Source organism: Bifidobacterium sp. C0047B3, from assembly GCF_056590535.1.
In genome coordinates this window covers 1-18,068 of sequence record NZ_JBWPWH010000006.1, presented here as the reverse complement: position 1 = coordinate 18,068, position 18,068 = coordinate 1, and the positions used below count along the sequence as shown (strand labels likewise).

13 protein-coding genes and 1 rRNA gene are annotated in these 18,068 nt (G+C 43.0%); 1 reads left to right on the top strand and 13 read right to left on the bottom strand.

Annotated elements, in window-relative coordinates; all coding sequences use genetic code 11:
* Nucleotides 1-11 precede the first annotated feature (11 nt).
* The 12 genes from AC1EKT_RS05915 to AC1EKT_RS05860 form a co-directional block, all read right to left on the bottom strand.
* Nucleotides 12-1,364, bottom strand: coding sequence for a homoserine dehydrogenase (locus AC1EKT_RS05915; protein ID WP_481615799.1), 1,353 nt, complete (start codon nucleotides 1,362-1,364; stop codon nucleotides 12-14).
* A 96-nt stretch (nucleotides 1,365-1,460) separates the two neighbouring features.
* Nucleotides 1,461-2,453 (bottom strand): CPBP family intramembrane glutamic endopeptidase, encoded by a 993-nt coding sequence (locus AC1EKT_RS05910; RefSeq protein WP_415683605.1) that lies wholly within the window; start codon nucleotides 2,451-2,453, stop codon nucleotides 1,461-1,463.
* A 135-nt stretch (nucleotides 2,454-2,588) separates the two neighbouring features.
* The gene (locus AC1EKT_RS05905; protein ID WP_415683603.1) at nucleotides 2,589-3,731 is read right to left on the bottom strand and encodes a D-alanine--D-alanine ligase family protein; all 1,143 of its coding nucleotides are present in this window, start codon (nucleotides 3,729-3,731) and stop codon (nucleotides 2,589-2,591) included.
* A gap of 86 nt (nucleotides 3,732-3,817) precedes the next feature.
* Entirely contained in the window at nucleotides 3,818-4,813 is a 996-nt protein-coding gene (locus tag AC1EKT_RS05900) for an NAD(P)H-dependent glycerol-3-phosphate dehydrogenase (RefSeq protein ID WP_415683601.1), read from the bottom strand.
* 143 nt (nucleotides 4,814-4,956) lie between these two features.
* The gene (locus AC1EKT_RS05895) at nucleotides 4,957-5,841 is read right to left on the bottom strand and encodes a lysophospholipid acyltransferase family protein (protein WP_415683599.1); all 885 of its coding nucleotides are present in this window, start codon (nucleotides 5,839-5,841) and stop codon (nucleotides 4,957-4,959) included.
* A 20-nt stretch (nucleotides 5,842-5,861) separates the two neighbouring features.
* Nucleotides 5,862-6,725, bottom strand: a complete 864-nt coding sequence (locus AC1EKT_RS05890; protein WP_391496025.1) for an anchored repeat-type ABC transporter permease subunit — start codon at nucleotides 6,723-6,725, stop codon at nucleotides 5,862-5,864.
* Nucleotides 6,725-7,513 carry an anchored repeat-type ABC transporter ATP-binding subunit gene (locus AC1EKT_RS05885; RefSeq protein ID WP_004109106.1) on the bottom strand — a complete coding sequence of 263 codons (789 nt, stop codon included), beginning with the start codon at nucleotides 7,511-7,513 and terminating at the stop codon, nucleotides 6,725-6,727. Before AC1EKT_RS05885 ends, AC1EKT_RS05890 begins: the two co-directional genes overlap by 1 nt.
* Before the next feature lie 20 nt (nucleotides 7,514-7,533).
* Nucleotides 7,534-9,294 (bottom strand): anchored repeat ABC transporter, substrate-binding protein, encoded by a 1,761-nt coding sequence (locus tag AC1EKT_RS05880; RefSeq protein WP_481615798.1) that lies wholly within the window; start codon nucleotides 9,292-9,294, stop codon nucleotides 7,534-7,536.
* Between the two features lie 44 nt (nucleotides 9,295-9,338).
* Entirely contained in the window at nucleotides 9,339-11,540 is a 2,202-nt protein-coding gene (locus AC1EKT_RS05875; protein ID WP_415687591.1) for a choice-of-anchor M domain-containing protein, read from the bottom strand.
* Between the two features lie 13 nt (nucleotides 11,541-11,553).
* Complete coding sequence (locus AC1EKT_RS05870) at nucleotides 11,554-12,765, bottom strand: TIGR03773 family transporter-associated surface protein (protein WP_481615797.1); 1,212 nt, start codon at nucleotides 12,763-12,765, stop codon at nucleotides 11,554-11,556.
* Between the two features lie 34 nt (nucleotides 12,766-12,799).
* Nucleotides 12,800-15,196: a choice-of-anchor M domain-containing protein gene (locus AC1EKT_RS05865; protein ID WP_481615796.1), complete on the bottom strand. Its 2,397-nt coding sequence runs from the start codon at nucleotides 15,194-15,196 to the stop codon at nucleotides 12,800-12,802.
* Between the two features lie 220 nt (nucleotides 15,197-15,416).
* On the bottom strand, nucleotides 15,417-15,971 hold the full coding sequence (locus AC1EKT_RS05860; RefSeq protein ID WP_004118531.1) for a cysteine hydrolase family protein: 555 nt from the start codon (nucleotides 15,969-15,971) through the stop codon (nucleotides 15,417-15,419).
* Between the two features lie 332 nt (nucleotides 15,972-16,303).
* Here AC1EKT_RS05860 and AC1EKT_RS05855 point away from each other — a divergent pair, with 332 nt between their 5' ends.
* Nucleotides 16,304-16,867 carry a hypothetical protein gene (locus tag AC1EKT_RS05855; RefSeq protein ID WP_481615795.1) on the top strand — a complete coding sequence of 188 codons (564 nt, stop codon included), beginning with the start codon at nucleotides 16,304-16,306 and terminating at the stop codon, nucleotides 16,865-16,867.
* Between the two features lie 834 nt (nucleotides 16,868-17,701).
* Here AC1EKT_RS05855 and rrf read toward each other — a convergent pair.
* Nucleotides 17,702-17,818: ribosomal RNA gene (rrf, locus tag AC1EKT_RS05850) — 5S ribosomal RNA — on the bottom strand.
* Nucleotides 17,819-18,068: the final 250 nt, after the last annotated feature.

Genomic DNA, 18,068 nt, shown 5'->3' with positions numbered 1-18,068 from the left:
CTTCTCGCTTTTCACTTTATAACGCGCAAAAATAGCGGCTTTCCGCACACAACGTCCAATTTCTGCAAATCCTCGCAAATAGCTTGAACTGCAGCTTCCGAACATTCGCTCACAAGCACACGCATGCTGCCAGGTCCACCAAGACCGCACTGTGGGCAATCCGAATCACCTTCAGCCTGAGCATACTTAGCCTGGCACGCCGAAGCCAAACGCTCAGCTGCAACGCCATGATCTGCAAAAACATCCATAACTTCGCTGCACAAAGCCAAAGAAGTATCTTCCATGTTGCAACGAATTACAAAATCTGCTTTAGTCTTCTCGCTAGAAGCCGGCACATACTTGTTGTACATTGGCACGTCAAAACCTGCGCATCCACGCACAATATTTCGAGCAGCACTAACAACATCTCCCACAACAGCGCTTGCAGTTGGAGCGCCGCCGGCACCGCGTCCGTAGAACATCAAATCGTCTGCAGCCTGCGCCTTCACAAACACAGCGTTGAAACTGCCGTGAACCGACGCCAAAGGATGCTCCGCTCCAACAAGAGCTGGATAAACGCTAACGCTTGCCCCGTCATCATGCCTTTCAACTGCCGCAAGCAGCTTAATTACACGATCTTCCGCACCTGCAGCCGCAATATCTTCAGCCGTAATCGCACTAATTCCTTCAACAGAAACGTCGTCAATACTTACTGGCATTTGGAATGCGAGAGTTGCCAAAATAGCAGCTTTATTTGCAGCGTCAAAACCTTCAACATCTCCGGTCGGATCCGCTTCGGCATAACCCTTCTCTTGAGCTGCGCGCAAAGCCGAGTCAAAATCTAGGCCGCGCACAGTCATTTCGTCAAGAATATAATTAGTAGTTCCGTTTACGATTCCGAAAATTTGCGTAATTTCGTCGCCAATAAGTGACTCTCGAAGCGGACGAACAATAGGAATCGCTCCTGCTACAGCAGCCTCAAAGTACAAGTCAACTCCGTGACTTTCTGCACACTCGTATAATTCCGGACCAAACTTTGCAAGCAGCGCCTTGTTTGCAGTAACAACAGATTTTCCGTGGCTCAGCGCGCTTTTTACAAAAGTATGCGCAGGCTCAAGTCCGCCAATAAGCTCGATTACAATATCAACGTCCTCGCGAGTGCACAACGATGCCGTGTCTGTAGTTAGCAAATCACGCTTAATCCAAGGCGCGTCAACCTCTTCCGGACGCAAGCACGCAACTCCTGCGAGCTCAATATTTGCGCCAATTCTAGACGCGAGCTCATCACCTTGCTCAACTATAAGTCGCGCTGTTTGCGAACCGACTGTTCCTGCACCAAGCAATCCAACGCGAATAGTTTTATTAGCTAATTTTTTGCTTAACATATAACTCGCCTCCTTAAGTCATGAATTTTGAATTTTGAATTTTCTTTTTTACTAAAAATAATAGTTACTAAAAATAGCAGTTGCCAAAAATAACAGCTACGAAAAAAGCATCATCACATTAAGAATCACAGAAATAATCAAAAATGTAATTACTCCTACAGTTCCATAAAGCGATTTCAAATTATCTTTCTTAGGCAATTCCAAAGGCGCATCAAAGAAAACTAAATATCGGCGATTACGAACAATTAATACTATTCCAACTACAAACACTGCAAACATAAATATTTCATATAATCCAGCTAACACGAATCCAGAAGGCAAATTCATTAACTCTTCATTTGATAGTTTGTCAACTTCTATAGGATTTCCTTTTGCATCTGTCATCTGTTTTAGTAACCATAAAGCAACAACGCTTCCTTGGAAATTCACAATCATGTGAAGAAATATGCTGTAACGCAATTTAGAAGTGCGCACGTACATGTAGCCGAGAATAAGCCCAAGCCCGAAAGCGTAGAAAAATTGGAATATATTCATGTGGAATAACGCAAAAGCTAAAGCAGAAAACACAATTGCTTTCTTTTCGCCATATGCACGCAATCTAGAAAGTACTTGCTTTCTAAAAAACCATTCTTCCACAATAGGAGTAAGAATTACTACGAATACAAGCGCTTCCCACATATTTCCAGACACAATAGTTTCTGAAATGCGATTCTTTGCTTTACCGTCTGTAATAATTGAAGCTAATGTTGTACCAATTAAGCTTCCGACGCACATAACTGGCACACTAACTGCGTAGAATCCCAAAAATTGCCGCAAAGACATAGGAAATTCACGCGACGCAAGAGTTGGCACTGCTCGCATAATCAGCATTGCAATAGGAAGCGCTATTAAATATTGCGCAATATCAGATACTAATATTGTTCCAATAGATTTTTCTAAAAATTCTTTAGGCAAAAAATACGGAAAGCATACGCTTAGCACACATGCAGCAGCAATCCACACAACCATGAACACGCATAATGACATTCCAATAGTTCCTTGTCGCTTTTGCGCCAACAAATATTGGTCGTCGTATTGTATATCTTGCATACTCATCCTTTTATTATTTTTTACGCTTTATTTGGATTTTTCGCTTTTTATTTGACGTGTGCTAAGTTTGCGCTGTTTGCAACACTTGCGATACTCGCTTACTCGCATTACTTGCGCTGCTCGCGCTATTCACGCTTACTTAAGCACACCTTCAATAAGCTTTGTAATTAAATCGCTATAGCTTATTCCGGTTGCTTCCCAAGCTTTTGGATACATGGAGATTGGCGTAAATCCAGGCATTGTGTTGATTTCGTTGATCATCACATGACCTTCAGGAGTCACAAACGAATCAACACGGCTTAATCCTCTACCGTCTGCTGCTTTGAATGCTGCGAGTGCTGTCTTACGCACGAGCTCCAAAGTTTCCGCAGGAAGATTTGCTGGAACTTCAACGTGCGAAGCTGCAGAATCCATGTATTTGCTGTCAAAATCGTAGAACTGGTCTTCACCAGCCTGACGCTTGTCTAGCACAATTTCGCCTGGCAAACTTACTTTCGGCTCCTCGCCATCGCGAGCTGCAAGGACTGCGCACTCAATTTCGCGCGCGTTAATTCCTTGCTCTACTAGCACTCGCCAATCGTGCTTTGAAGCTTCATAAACGGCTTGTGCCAAAGCATTAGCATCGTGCGATTCAACTTTTGTAACTCCAAAGCTAGATCCTGCACGGCTTGGTTTTACAAAAAGCGGATACTCGAGTTTCGCAGCTTCAACCTGCTCAAGAATTTCGTTTGCGCATGCATTAAAGCGATCTACAGCATCGCTTGCAAACTTGCGCGCATCCAACGCAATTCCCGGAGCCACGTCAATTCCGGCAGCTTTAAACAGTTGCTTTGCGTAGTATTTATCCATGCATGCAGCCGAAGCCAACACTCCGCAACCAACGTATGGAACTTGCATCATTTCAAGCAAGCCTTGCAAAGTGCCATCTTCACCGTTCGGACCGTGAAGAACTGGGAAAACAGCGTCAATATGACCTAAACTTTCAAGCGTGCCGTCTGCCTCTCGCACCAAAAATCCGTCTGCACCCTTTGCAGGGTCAAGCACAACATCGCGCGTTCCAGCGGTTTTTGTGATTACTGGCAACTCGCCTTCTTCCATGTGGAAGTTACGAGGATCTTCGCCGCCAACAATCCATTCGCCTTGTTTTGTGATTGCTATTCGCACAATGTCAAAACGATTTTCGTCTACAGCACTGAGCACTCCAGCAGCAGATATGCAAGAAATCGAATGTTCGTCTGCTTTACCGCCATACAAGAACACTACACGCTTTTTCGTCATTTTTTTCCTTTATATATTTTTGAATTATTCTAATTATTCTGGATTAGTTTTTATTATTTACGCGCGCTACTCTTCGCAAACGCTACTTACTCTTCGCAAACATCGTCGTCGAAAAGCATTGCGAGCATTTCTTGGCAGGAGATTCCTTCTTCAAGCACGCGAGCCATTGCACTTGCGAGCGGAGTTGCAACGCCCAAACGCTTGCCCATTGCAACTACTGCGCTTGTGGTTGGCACACCTTCTGCAACGCCATTGCTTACAGCAGTTGCTTCTTCAACGCTCATGCCTTTTCCAAGATTTGCACCGAAAGTGTAGTTACGGCTTAGAGGGGATCCGCAAGTTGCCACTAAATCACCAAAGCCTGCAAGACCTGCGAAAGTGCGAGAATCTGCTCCTTCTGCAACGCCCAGTGCTGTCAATTCTGCAAGACCACGCGTTTCAATCATAGCTGCAGTATTTTCGCCGTATCCTGCGCCTCGAGCCATACCAACTGCGAGCGCAACCACGTTTTTAAGCGAGCCGCACATTTCTACGCCGATTACGTCGGTTGATACAAATGCTTTAAAGTAGCTGTTTGAGCATGCTTTTGCAACTACTTCTGCTTGAGATTTTTCTGCGCAAGCAACTACTGCTGCAGCCGGGTGGCGAGAAGCAACTTCCTTGCTTAAGTTTGGTCCGGAAAGTGCAGCAAAACGGTTACGCGGTAAGTTCAAAGCTTCGCACACAACTTCATCCATACGCTTTCCTGTTGTGCGCTCAATGCCTTTCATAAGCGAAACAACAATCGCATTTTGCGGAATCAGCCCCACAAATTCTGCTAACGCAACGCGAGCAAACTGTGCTGCAATCGCCACGACTACAATATCCGCGTTCGCAACAGCTTCTGCGCGATCCCCAGTTGCAGTCATGTTTTCTGGAAGTTTTTCCACGCTTGGCAAGCGCACGCCGTTATGGTGATGATCGCGAATTCCTTCAACAATTTCCGGCTCTATTGCCCACATTGTCACTTGATTTCCTGCATCCGCAAGCACTTGTCCAAACGCAGTTCCCCAAGCACCAGCACCCAACACCGTAACGTTCATGTTTTACGTCCTGCCTTTCGGTTGTGAGTTTTATAAGCTACTGTATAGCTATTTTTATTTGTAATCACACTATTACATAATTCTACACATGCCGCTTTACGGGATTTTAAAAAGATACTTTATTTTATTCTTCCGTATATTTTTTATTCTTCCGTAACGCGTTTCATCTGCCTGTAATCAAAGTATCCAGCAGGCGCTTTTTCGCCACGAATCTCTTCCATAATTTGCGTCATACGCACACGCACGCGACGAGCCAACTCTTCAGCAGATTCCATTGGAGGCATCTCCCCCCAGTTTTCGCTTCCCTTTAGCAAGTCAGCATAATCGAGCTGAGCATCGTAGCACATTACAACATTTTTCTTCGGCCACGGCCACCAGTGGTTAATGCTTGCAGCACCCCATGTGACAGCGCAAAATAGCGGTATTTGATGCCCGAGCCTGCGCGATGCTTCGAGAGCGATTATTCCAACTCCGGGCTTCATGCTCATAGGCCATTTTTTAGGATCGCGCGTTAATGTGCCTTCTGGCCAAATGCTTAAAGGTCTTCCGTTTGTGAGGATTTTGATTGATTCTTCCTCAATTTCGCGCGCTTTTCCGCTTCTGCGCGGCACAGACTGCATGCCTACAAGTTGGAACCATTTGCCTAAGATTGGCCAGTGCGCAAGTTCCGCTTTTGCCATGTAGCGCGGCCTGCGTCCTTGGTGGAATAGCGCTGTCATTGGTATGAAAACGTCAAACATCGTCACGTGTGTGCAAGCGGTAATAAACACGCCTTCTTCTGGCACGTTTTCCAATCCCCACGCCTTTACTTTGCAGCGCGAACGCAATACGCGCGACGTTCCTTCGAGCAGTCTTTCGGCGGCTTTAGGATTTTGCGCGTCAATTTCTGCCTGGTTTGGCTTACGTTTTCCTGCCGGATAGTAATACGTTGGATCAACTAAATTGTGTTTACTTGCTAAAAGCTTTACTTGCTCATCACTGAGTGGTTTTACTGCACTTCTTGGCGAAGGTTTTCCTTTTGATACCATGCTTTCTATTGTGCCGCACGCTATAAACCTACGCTACGACCTACTTTTGCAATCAACCCATGTTTAGGAGAGCACGCCCAAGCAAGCACGAATAGAGCGGTTGCTACGAGCACAATTGTTCCGCCTGTTGCTGTATCAAAGCTCCACGAAATATACATTCCAACAATCGAAGAAACGCAACCAATAACAGGAGCTAAAATCATCATTCTCGACAGCCTATCCGTAAGCAGTCGCGCAGTTGCAGCAGGAGTCACAAGCAGAGCAAGCACAAGCACGTTTCCAATAATTTGCACGGAAACAACTACAGCAATCGCCACCAAAACGTATAACATTCCATCTAGCCATGCAACTGGCAATCCCATTGCGCGCGAAGTTTCGCGATCCATCGATACGCACACAAGCTCTTTGTGGAACATGCATAGTATAGCCAAAATAATCAAACCAGTAACAGCGACAACAGCAATATCTGAATCAGGAATACCTGTAATCGAGCCAAACAAGAAGGATTCCAAAGAACCTGCGTAGCCGGATGCTTTAGAAATAATCACAATTCCAAGAGCGAAAGCAGATACGAAAAATACGCCAATAAATGAGTCTTCGCGAAGCCTGCGATTTTGGCTAAAAATAGATACGATTAGCGCGGTTGCAATTCCTGCGAGCGCTCCTCCAAATAACAAATTGCCTTGCAATACGAAGGCTATTGCAAGTCCTGGGAATACTGAGTGAGCTACAGCATCTCCAATAAACGCCATTCCTCTAAGCACTACGTAGCATCCAACTACACCGCAAATTACGCTAGAAAGACACGCTACAATAAGCGCTTTTAACAAAAACCAAAGGTCAGGATTTGTTAAATCTTGTATAAATTCTATTGGAGATAACATTACTCTTTTACCACACTTTCCTTACCAATTACGCGCTCAACTGCTTTAATAAGTGGATTTTGCGGAGCTACGTGGAAGGTTCGTACCCACTGTTCTGTTTGCAAATTTTGCGGATCATCGTCGCCCACGATAGTGCCATCAAATAGCATTATTCTCGAGCATGAGTTAATTGAGCCAATAATATCGTGCGAGCTCATGAGAATTGCTTCACCAGAAGCAGACAATTTTAAGAACAAATCGGTAAGCAGCTCCTGAGTAGGCATATCGAGTCCAGTAAACGGTTCGTCTAACAGAAGCAAACGCGGCTCTCCAGCCAATGCTCTAGCAACAAGTACGCGCTGACGTTGACCTCCAGAAAGTTCTCCAATCGTGCGATCTTGAAAATCAGCCATTCCTGTGCGTTCAAGCGAGTTTAATGCGATTTCGTAATCTTCTTTTTTAGCGCGACGAACGTAACCAATATGACGAATCCTACCCATCATCACCACATCTAAAACAGAAAGTGGGAAATCCCACGCAATATCGTGACGTTGAGGCACATATCCAACGTAAGATACGCGAGAATTAAGTTTCGCACCTTCCATATGAGGAGCACGCACTTCGAGTTTTCCAGTATGCGGAATCAAACCCATAATTGCACGAAATAGCGTTGTTTTACCGGCACCGTTTGCGCCAAGCAATCCCACGAATTCGCCACTATTAATGGTAAAAGAAACGTCTTTTACAACAGCGCGATTCCCGTACGAAATATTCAAATTTTGTGCGCAAATTACTGCATTTTCTTCCATATTTACTACCTTTAACACTTTCACTTCAAACATTTCGCTAAAGAATCCGCGTTAGCTCGCATCATATCCGCATAAGTTCGCACATTCGCGTCGAAAGCGTCACCATAAATTGGGCAAACTTTCACATGCGCTTCAGCTGCAAGCTCTTTAAGTACAGACGAGCGAGAAATCAAATTCGGCTCTAAAAACACTGCAGGTATTTCCAAGTCGCGCAAAATTTGCGAAAGTCTGCGCCTATCTTGCACGCTTGGCTCGCTTGAAGGGTTGATTGTTACAAATCCTGCGATATTTACGCCGTAAGCTTTACCTAAGTATGCAAAAGCGTCATGCGTTGTAACCAAGTTGCGACGCTCTTTTGGAATTGACGCAACTTTTTTACGCATATAAGCATCTACGTCGAGAAGTTTGTTAATATACCGATCCGCATTTGCGCGATATTTGCGAGCGTTTTTAGGATCTACTTCGCACAAGCGGTCCGCAATTGTGCGCACATAAGCAATTCCGTTTTTCACTGACTGCCATAAATGCGGATCAATATCTCCGTGAACATGTTTTCCAAGAACAGCTTGTGGAAGTTGATAAATTTTCTGCCTTGCAAATCCAAGGAATCTATAGCCTTGTTCAGCTGGAATTTCTTTTAAAGCATTAGTCGGCACTTCTACTACTATGTCTCGCGGCTCATAGTATACGCGCTTTGGCGCAACTGACCGCTTTTCTTGCAAAGTGTCAACTCTGTACAAAAATCCGCGTTTAGCTAAATCGTAAGCCAAATCTGCATGACCTTGATTCAAAACTACGCTAGCTCCACGTTTTTTCGCTAATTTCTGCGCGTTAATGCCGACAGCAAAACGCATAGTTGCGTTTCCTAAACTTGCAACTCTTTCGTTTTGAGCATTGAGCATATCTGCGTGGAAATCGAGAGTGTATTCTCCTGGCTTACTAAAAGCCCAACTTAAATGCGTGTGCGCGTCAGCAGGCAAATCCACATGATCTTCATCGTTAATTCCGTTTGCTGAATTAACGTAAGTTTCTACGCTTCCAAAAGTGCCAGTAAGGTAAGCGAAAAGCGAACCAGGACCGGTTACTTTAGTTGCAGTTAAGCGGATCCTGTCCGAACGCTTCATGTTGTATGCTTTTGGCTTTATTACAGTAGCGCGTCCTTCTTTCGTTACAGTTGAAGGAGCGTTTGATTGCGAAGACTGAGAAACTTGAGAAGACTGCAACTTATCAGATTTCTTTTGAGATTTCTCTTCAGATTTTTGCTGCTCTTTAGCGTCTTTAGCTTCTTCAACCGGCTGCGAAGTTTGGCGTTCTGTAGCAAGACCAAGCCAAATAGTGTCTAATGACACATCTTCGACCATTGGAATAATATCCGCAGCATGTTTCACGCTTTCTTCAGCAAGTTGCACATTTGGCACGCCTTTTCGCAAATTCGCATCTAAAGCAGTAATAACACCATGCTCCTCAAGCATCATGTAATTACTAAAAGCCACATCCGCATACACAACGTCTCGAATTGAACGCAATCGCGGCTCGTAAGAGTGCGGATCTGCATTATCAGGCACGATTGAGCTCACATTTGCAGCATCACCTGCTACATTCGCCACCATATCGCGCAAAACGCCTGTAGTTGTAACTACATTAATGCGACCATCGCGATGTCCTACACGATTCCCGTTAGCACTACCACAAGCAGAAAGCGGCAAAATAAGCGCAACGGATGCAATTGCAGCAAGCGAAGAGAACAAAGTTTGCTTTACTTTTTTGGGCTTACGAATCACCCTTACACACTCCTACTACTAATAGTGCAACTTAATAGTGCAACTTAATAGCGCAACAACCAGTTGAAGCTAACAAGTCCACGCTTGTGTAGATACCAAATTCCTGCACCCAAAACGCCAAGCACAGCAATAATTCCACCAGCAAGAAGCGAATAAGCAAGTAAAGGATTTCGCTTAAATAATCCTGTTACACCTTTTGCTTCAGACTTCACAACATCGTCATTATCGTTCAACTTCTGTCGGTACAAACTTTTAGCAAGCCTCTTGTTACTAATTTTTGAAACAAGACCTTTATGCTTTTTAGCTTTTCTTGGCAATTGTTTTCCAGAGTGTGAATTATTTGATCCAAAACCACGACCACCAACAAAAGGATTTCCGCCACCAACGGCACCGTTTCCGCGGCTGCCATTATTTCCATTAGCAGGTTTTGGTGGATTCTTAGGTGTAGGAGTCCCACCATTTTTGCCTTGTGGATTCTCTTTTTCATCCTTTCCACCGCCGTCAGCATACCCCATTGGCGTTTCTTGTGGATCTACGCCAACAGCAACGTGAATATTGCGAGTTACTGTAGAATTTCCGTCGGAAGCTTGGAATTGCAATGTGTAATATCCCGGTTTGTCGAAATCCCAATTCGCATGAGCATGCGTATTTGCAGGTATCGTATAATCTGTTGCTCCTTGAGTGGAGAAAATCTCTTTATCTCCACCGCCCAAGCCTCCGAACATCCAAACGCGCACGTTTCCAGGACCTTCAACTCCTGTTAGGCTCAATTGAGTTGGCTTATGCGGATTCATAGACTGATTATTCCAACCCATCCATGGCACACCATCAATTTGTGTTTGCGGTATGCGATACACGCCGTTAGTTTTACCAGCATCACCAACTGCGAATACAACTGTGTCTGTGTCTCTAAAGACATGGCTTCCTGTCACATCTTCTTGCACAGCCATATCAACATTATTTGAATCGCCAGTATATACAGCAATATCAACGTGACCGTGGTCTATAACAAGTTTGTCACCCTTGATGTCTTTAAACTTTGTTGCAGCAGATTGTTGCTTTTGAGAATCTTGCTTTCCGCCTTTAACGTTATGTCCACCATTAAAAAGACCACCGTTATTGTTTCCAAAGAGTCCGTTATTTCCTCCAAAGAGTCCGTTATTTCCTCCAAAAAGACCTTGTTGCTGCATTTTTGCTCCAGGCCATGGAGTCACATACACAGTGTTGTTGTTGCCGTTAATGAAGAAAGATCCATTACTTTGTTGCACATTAATGCTGTGATCCTCACTTTGAGAATCATCATCATCTGAATCTTCTTCGTCGTCTTCACCATCTTCGTCACCGTCAAAAGATGCGCCATCATAATCAGCAAAATCGCCAGCTGTTACATCATGATTAGTTACGTGGAATGTATAAGTCTGCTCAGAACTTTGCTCCTCGCCACCGACGGTAGCAGTAGCCTTCATTTTTAACTTGTACACACCAGGACGGTTAAAAGACCAATACATGTGCGAATGCTTGCCGCCAGTCTCAGTGATGTCAACATCTTTCGGCCAGCTTTCAACAGAGCCGAGCATTTTCTCATAATCGTCACCGCTGCGAGTGTACATAAAAACTTCGCCGTCGTGAGGTGCTTCGATACCAGTTAGCGACAATTTAACTGTTGGATTAACATTTGCAGCACCAGCTCCCTCATATAACGGTCTAGTATCTAAACCAGGCCACAAAGCGCCAGTCTTCCCAGCTCCCGACTGATCAAAGAACCAAACTACACCTTCGCGAGTTGTTGCGTAGATTTCTTTTATTGCCGGATTGCTCTCATCTTTTGAAAGTTGCATGATGTTTTTGGAGCCGACTTCAAAAATAAGTCGATTCGTATCGTAACGAGCGCCATTATGATCTTTACTTTCAAACGAATCACCCAAGGTACCTAATACCATGCGCTTATTTGTAGTATCAAAGAAAGTTGCAAAAACGTCAGTATGACCTTCATACGCGTGGCACATTGTAGCTTTACTATCAGCCGCAGGTTGCGAAGCAGTTTTATCTAAGCGAGCAGCGGCACACGCTTCAAAATTAGCTTTCTTTATTTCGGCAAAATCTTTAGAAGATTTCTTTCCGCTTGCAACAGTTGCGTCACTACCATTGCCAGCAGCAAAAGCCGCAGGCGTTCCCATCATCATGCCGCACAAGCACACGCCCACCAACAAAGCGCGAGATAATTTCTTTATACTATTACGAACCATTTTCGTTACACCATTATTTCCACTGAGTACCATCAGATTGCATATCGTCCGATTGAGAATATTGAGAATTATTAATTGGCGACATTACTGTCGTTTCTTGATCACGCACTAAATCCGACAAAGCACTTTCGCCATTTGCAGTATTCACATAATTTGCATTATTTGCATACTGTTGATTAGCTTGTGCAGAAACTTGCTTAGCGAGCGCAAGATTTCGTGCTTTCTTGCTTTTAACTACAGCTATTAGCACAAAAATCACAATAATTACGGCAATAATAGCCACAAAAATACCTACGATTTGAAGAACTAAAGCTGTATCGTCACTTTTTTCAGATACTTTGTGAGAGTGCTTATGCTTGTTGTGAAGAAGTTTGTTATGATGGCTAGCTTCATCTTTTCCAGCTTCATCGTTGTCTTCTTCATCTTGATCCTCTTCGTCACCATCGTCACCCTCGTCGCCACTTGCTCCAGCAGCAGCGCCCGCACCTAAAGCGGCATTAGGATCAGCATTATCTCCAACTGCAAAATTAAGAACACGCGTATCGCTTACAGAGCGTCCATTTTTAAGCTTGCCGGAAAAAGTAAGCTTCACATGATAAATTCCAGGCTTAGAAAACACCCAATTCACGTGAGTATGAGCGTTAGTTTCAATCCAGCTGTTTTGCGGATAACCTTTAGTACTATCCCAAAGTTGCTGTGGATTATTGTTGCCATTTTCTAAGTAAACATGCAATTTGCCTGGACCGCTTACTCCTTCAAGCGAAAGGTTCGCACCACGATCGAGTTCGTTAAGCACTCCACCTTCCTGCGTATTCCAACCAAGCCACGGCACATCAGGATTTTGAGTTTGTGGAATAACATACAGCTTCGTTCCAGGCTTTTCGCCAATAAAACTGTAAGCAGCGTCATCAGGCATAGGAATTATTGAATTGCCACCTAATTTAAATACCACACTTTCTGGGTCTCGCCACACTGGTTCGTCACCAGTATCATCGCGGATCTTCAATTTCCATTTGCCGTCGATTAGCGTTGGTCCAAAATCAGCATGACCTGCTTGAATCATAACTGGCTGGTTGCCTTCATTAGCATAAGCAGTTTCCTGCATTGGATTTGGTGCACATAAAGATGCAACCAAAGTTACTAAAGAAAATATGAGCGCAAGCAACGCAGTAGAATATGCATGCTTTCGTTTTGCTCGCAATGTTTCATTTTGTTTGTAATTCATTATTTAAACTTTCTAGTAATAATACGAATACTATTTACAACAATTTCAATTTAGAACGTACCAATGCGCCACATGCGCCAGTTATTGTGCATAAGCCAACGCTCGCGCTTGAAGCTGCGACTGCAACCAATTTATTCGAGGAACTATTACCTTTCGTATCATCTGAATCATCTTCATAAGCTTCATCAGATTCTTCGTCGTATTGCCTTGCATCCTGCGAAGCATGGCGTTCATTATTCTTAACAAAATCAGAACTATTGCCGGAACTATTGCCGGAACTATTTCCAGAATTATTATCTGTTCTTACGAAATTACGAAAAGTTTGCCCACTTTTCTTAGAGCTCTTGTTCTTAGTATGAGTTCCACCAGAAGTTCGTCGCGATGAATTATGCGACGATTTTCCGCTTGAATTTTCTGTTCTTGTAAAAAAGCTAGAGCCAGAGCCAGAACCAGAGCCAGAACCAGAGCCAGAACCAGAGCCAGAGCCAGAACCACTTTGCGTATTATTCTTAGAATTATTCTTAGAATTATTCTTACGATTAGTGCGGTTAGTATTATTGCGATTATTCTTTGTGCGCTTTAATTTTTTGTTGGATTTCTTAAAGAAATTAGATTCGAATTGGAATCCACTGTTAAAACTAGATCCGAATAGTCCAGAATTTTCAGTGCTACCGAATACACCTTTCAAAAAGTTCTTTCCACCAACAAAATGCTTAGTCTTATTTCTACGCTTATTATGATGCTTATTATTGCTCTTCTTATGACGCTTCTTATGACGCTTTTTTCCATGAGGATTCTCATCATCTTCAGAATCAGAACCGCTTTGATCATCATCGCTATCATTGTTATGAGAGTGAGGAACACCCTTCATCTCAATAACATAATCGCAAAACTCATCAAATTTGCTATTTCTATAAAGCTCACCGTTCTTTAAAACTAAGGAAGGACGAATCGTTGCACCTTGCATTGATGCATCAAGCTTTAAGTCCAACTTGCTGCTAACAGCACCAGGAATGCGCTTAAAATCGTTTTCCCCTTCCTTTTTAATCAACCAAACGTAATCTTTGACTATGGAAGTTACAGGATTCGTAGGGTCATCGATTGGATCACCGGTAGTAGCATCAGTTGCAACATGAGGATTAAGCAATACTGTTTTCGCATGTAAAGTATCCCCTGGTTTGAAACGCTTATAAGGAACAATCGCTTTTACTACAGGATGCCCATCAGCACCGTGATCTTCAACAGCGATAGTTGCAGACGCAGTATCTTTGCCAACTTGCGTTTCGCCTTCAGTTGCGTGAGCATACACTTTCATCTTATTCATTGCAGGCTCAGCTGGAAGCTGCAATCTCTCAGCAAAAAGAGTGGTTCCATACGCGTCAGGGCCTTCGTCAGCGCGCACATATCTCCACTCAATACGAGCACCCTTTGGTTTGTTAACTACTTTTAAGTCTAAACCACCATAACCTTCGTATGAATGATAATGTGGGTGTTCTCCAGAATCGCGAATATTGCCGATGCGCATATCGCCACCATCGTCTTTATCCGTGTCTTTATGTTCTTTGGAAGCTTCGTGCGCTTCTTCATCATCGTCAGGATTAATAAAATCACCGCGACGGTGCAAATCAAGCGTTTCCGTAATACCAGAAGCAGGCACTTCGCCAGAATATGTGTCTTCTACTTCAAAAGTGTATTCTGCAGGCTCGGTTGTGATCTGCTTTTTAGTGTTCTTATTTGTAATAGTTGCTGCTACTTTTAGCTTGTAAACGCCAGGCTGCGTAAATCCCCAGTTTGCATGCATATGACCAGCAGTATGTTGGTGAATTACGCCAGGGAGCATAAATCGACTGCCATCAGTATCAGGTTCGTCGTCTAAATCATTTTCTTCAAATGATACTTTCTTCGTATTTTTACCAATGCCACCGGTAGTCCAAAGCAGAATGCGCCCGTTCATTGGTCCAGTAACTTGCTGAATTGCAATATCTGCTGTTGCGTCATCTGCGTGAGATGCACCAACTAAAGTTGCAGCATAACTTGTGTCCCAACCCGGGAAGAGAGGATTTCCTTTTTGATTTCCGGAGCTATCAAGATAGTAGTATTCAGTAGCGAGAGAAGGAAGTTGCGATTTTGTAGTGTATGTGCTTTTTGCTACGCGCAAAGTAGTGTTTTCAGGCTTTAAGAAAGTTTCAGCGTCTTTTTCGACGGTCATAATGAATTTACCATTGTATTGAATTGGGTAAAACACGTCTGTATGACCGTGACTTAGCACTTCTTTTTTTGTAGGATCGTATTTTTCACCAGGATTACTATTTTCTAATGCAACTGCTGGTAAAGCTGCACTAAATCCTGATGCAAGCACGGCAAACGCAAGTATTGCAACACTTGCCATTGCAAAAGCACGCTTCACAATATTCCTAATGACCTGAGTCATAATTACTATTTCGCTCTCTACACTTCATCTTCTTATCGTTATATGCGCTCTTCTTTTCGCAAATAATTATTGAAGATTTTTAACAACGTCTACTAATAATAATAATGATTCTCATTAATAGCAAGTCGACACTCCGAATAAAAAAGCGCCGGCAGCTTAAAGCAACCAGCGCAATTATTTAATAATTTAATACTTATTTAATATTTTTTAAAAGTAACTTTTAGCCTTCTACAATATCCGCATTAAGGCAAGTCTTAAAGTGGCGCAAAGCCCATTCGTGACCTGCAGGATCAAAGCTTGCAACTGCATCTTTGTGAACCACAATCTTAAAACCAAGATTATACGCATCGACAGCAGTGTGAAGCACGCAAATATCCGTGCAAACTCCCACCAAATGCAGCTCCTCAATATGTCGTTCGCGAAGCTTAATCAGCAAATCCGTGCCATTAAACGAAGAGTAGCGAGTTTTATGAATGTAATACACGTTGCTTTTATCTTTATTCGCCTCATAAAAATCACCAAGCGTGCCATATAACTTCTGACCGTGAGTTCCGGCGATATTGTGAGGTGGGAAAAGCTTAGTTTCAGGATGATACGGATCGTTCAAATGATGCGTATCAATCGCAAAAACCACGAACTCACCAGCGTCAAGAAATTCCTGCGAAATCTCGGTAATACGCTTCTCTAGCTTTTGCGCAGGCTCACCTACAGTCAGAGAGCCATCGCTTGCCACGAAATCATTCGTATAATCAATGTTAATAAGGGCTTTATTCATACCTACTCCTTGTATGAAATTTGCAGAATAATTGCAAATTGCTCTACTGCTAGCAGCATTATTGCAAATAGCACAATCGCTTTAGTTACAATATTCCGCATTCTTAATTACTTGATTTTATTTCAATTGATAGCCCAATTATCAACTCAATTGCTGGCCCAATTGCAATCGGCGCAATACCTTAATACTCAAAGAATACTCAAAGCTCACTTGCTTCTGCACCGACTATCATCATTTAATCACTACCATGAGGCAAATTCTAAATCTTGCTGATAAAATATTAAATCAAAAAACAAATTAACAACTCTAAATAGTCTTATAGGTAGGAAAATATGAAAAAAAAAATAAAAACTCACCAGATTATTAATCTCATTTTTAGCGGAATTGGCTTAATTGGATTATTTCTACCATATTCTTCATCATGCGGAGAATGCAGGAATTTTTTGCTGTCAAATCCGAATGCCTTCCTTGCAGAAGAAATAGGTTTTAAACGTATTGACGCTGTAGATTTATCGATGTTAGAAAATCTTAGATTATATTTCTTAATGAAAGACAATTATCATGGGTACAACTTTGATAAAGGTGAAGCAATACTCAATATTGTACTTATAATTACACTGATTGTAGCGATACTTTTTATACTATTGTTTACGCTTTTAAATAAGCCTGTTGCAAATATTATATTTGCACTCATCTTAGCAGCCGCATCACTTCTTATGAATTATGATGCAGAGCTCCGTCATGTACTTCCTTCAGATAATTACACTTGTGGCTTTACATATTACCTTTATACGCCGTTGGCAGTGGCTGTAATAGTTTGCTCAATAGTTGGAATTGTCATAAAAAAGAGAGAAAAGAAAGCTGCAAAACTTTCAAATTTTGCACATGCAAAATAAAAATAAACAAAATTGTAAATTATAAGCAGTTTACAAAATAATAGTAGGGGTCAGTATTTTAGAATATTGACCCCTACTATTATCGCTACATTTGCGCGCCGAGCTTGCTCAGGGTTGAAAGCACGGTGTGCTTTCAACGCAAGCGAGGTCTGCCTTCGTCAATAAAGACGAAGGCAGGGCAGGTTTGTGTGGTAGTTCATTAGGAATTCTGCTGTGACTGGTATGCGCTGACGACCTGCTTGAGCGTTGCGGTTTAGCGCGTAGGCGGCATAAACTTTACACAGCTGTAAAGTTTTGGTCGGAATCTAGCTGTGAAGCGGCATAAACTTTACACAGCTGTAAAGTTTCGGTCGGATTTTCTTGCGTTCGCGGCATAAATTTTACACGTCTGCACAGTTTTGGTCGGAATATAGCTGGGAAGCGGCATAAACTTTACACGTCTGCACAGTTTCGGTCGTTTTCCGTTACTGGCGCAGATAGCGTACTGCGCGAGTAACGTATAACCCCGCTTATTCGTTATTAACGTAGATTACATACTGCGCGAGTAACATATGACCGTTACTTTCTCAGATACTCGACTGAATTTGTAACAGTATTTGAGTAATGACCGTTACTTTCTTTGGATACTTAACTGAATTATTAACAGTGTTTGTGTGATTACCGTTACTTTCTTTGGATACTCGACTGAATTTGTAACAGTGTTTAAAATGTGGCTTATACGCGCAGAAGATTCATCAGCTTAACTTTACACACTTTTCGGCCTATAACCCCGAAAAACAGCATGTGGGAATAATAAAAAGCGGGGAACAATCAAGTTCCCCGCTAGAAAGATTAATGCGGCAGCGTGCTAGTCTCCCACACCCTATCGAGTGCAGTACCCTCGCCGTGTCAGGCCTTAGCTTCCGGGTTCGGAATGGGACCGGGCGTCTCACCTGAGCCATGACCACCGCAAAACTAAATTATACACTCACCAACAGTGAGTGGCAACACGTGGCGGTTTGGGAACCGGACATGAACGCGAATAAAAACTCTTTTATCAACTGATCGTTAAGCAAAACATTCAGTACTCATTAACGCTAGAAGAATAATACTCAAAAGTTCAAACCCCCCACACAAGAATGTGAGAAGAATGTCACCATCGCCCATTAGTACTAGTCAGCTCCACCCCTTACAGGGCTTCCACGTCTAGCCTATCAACCAC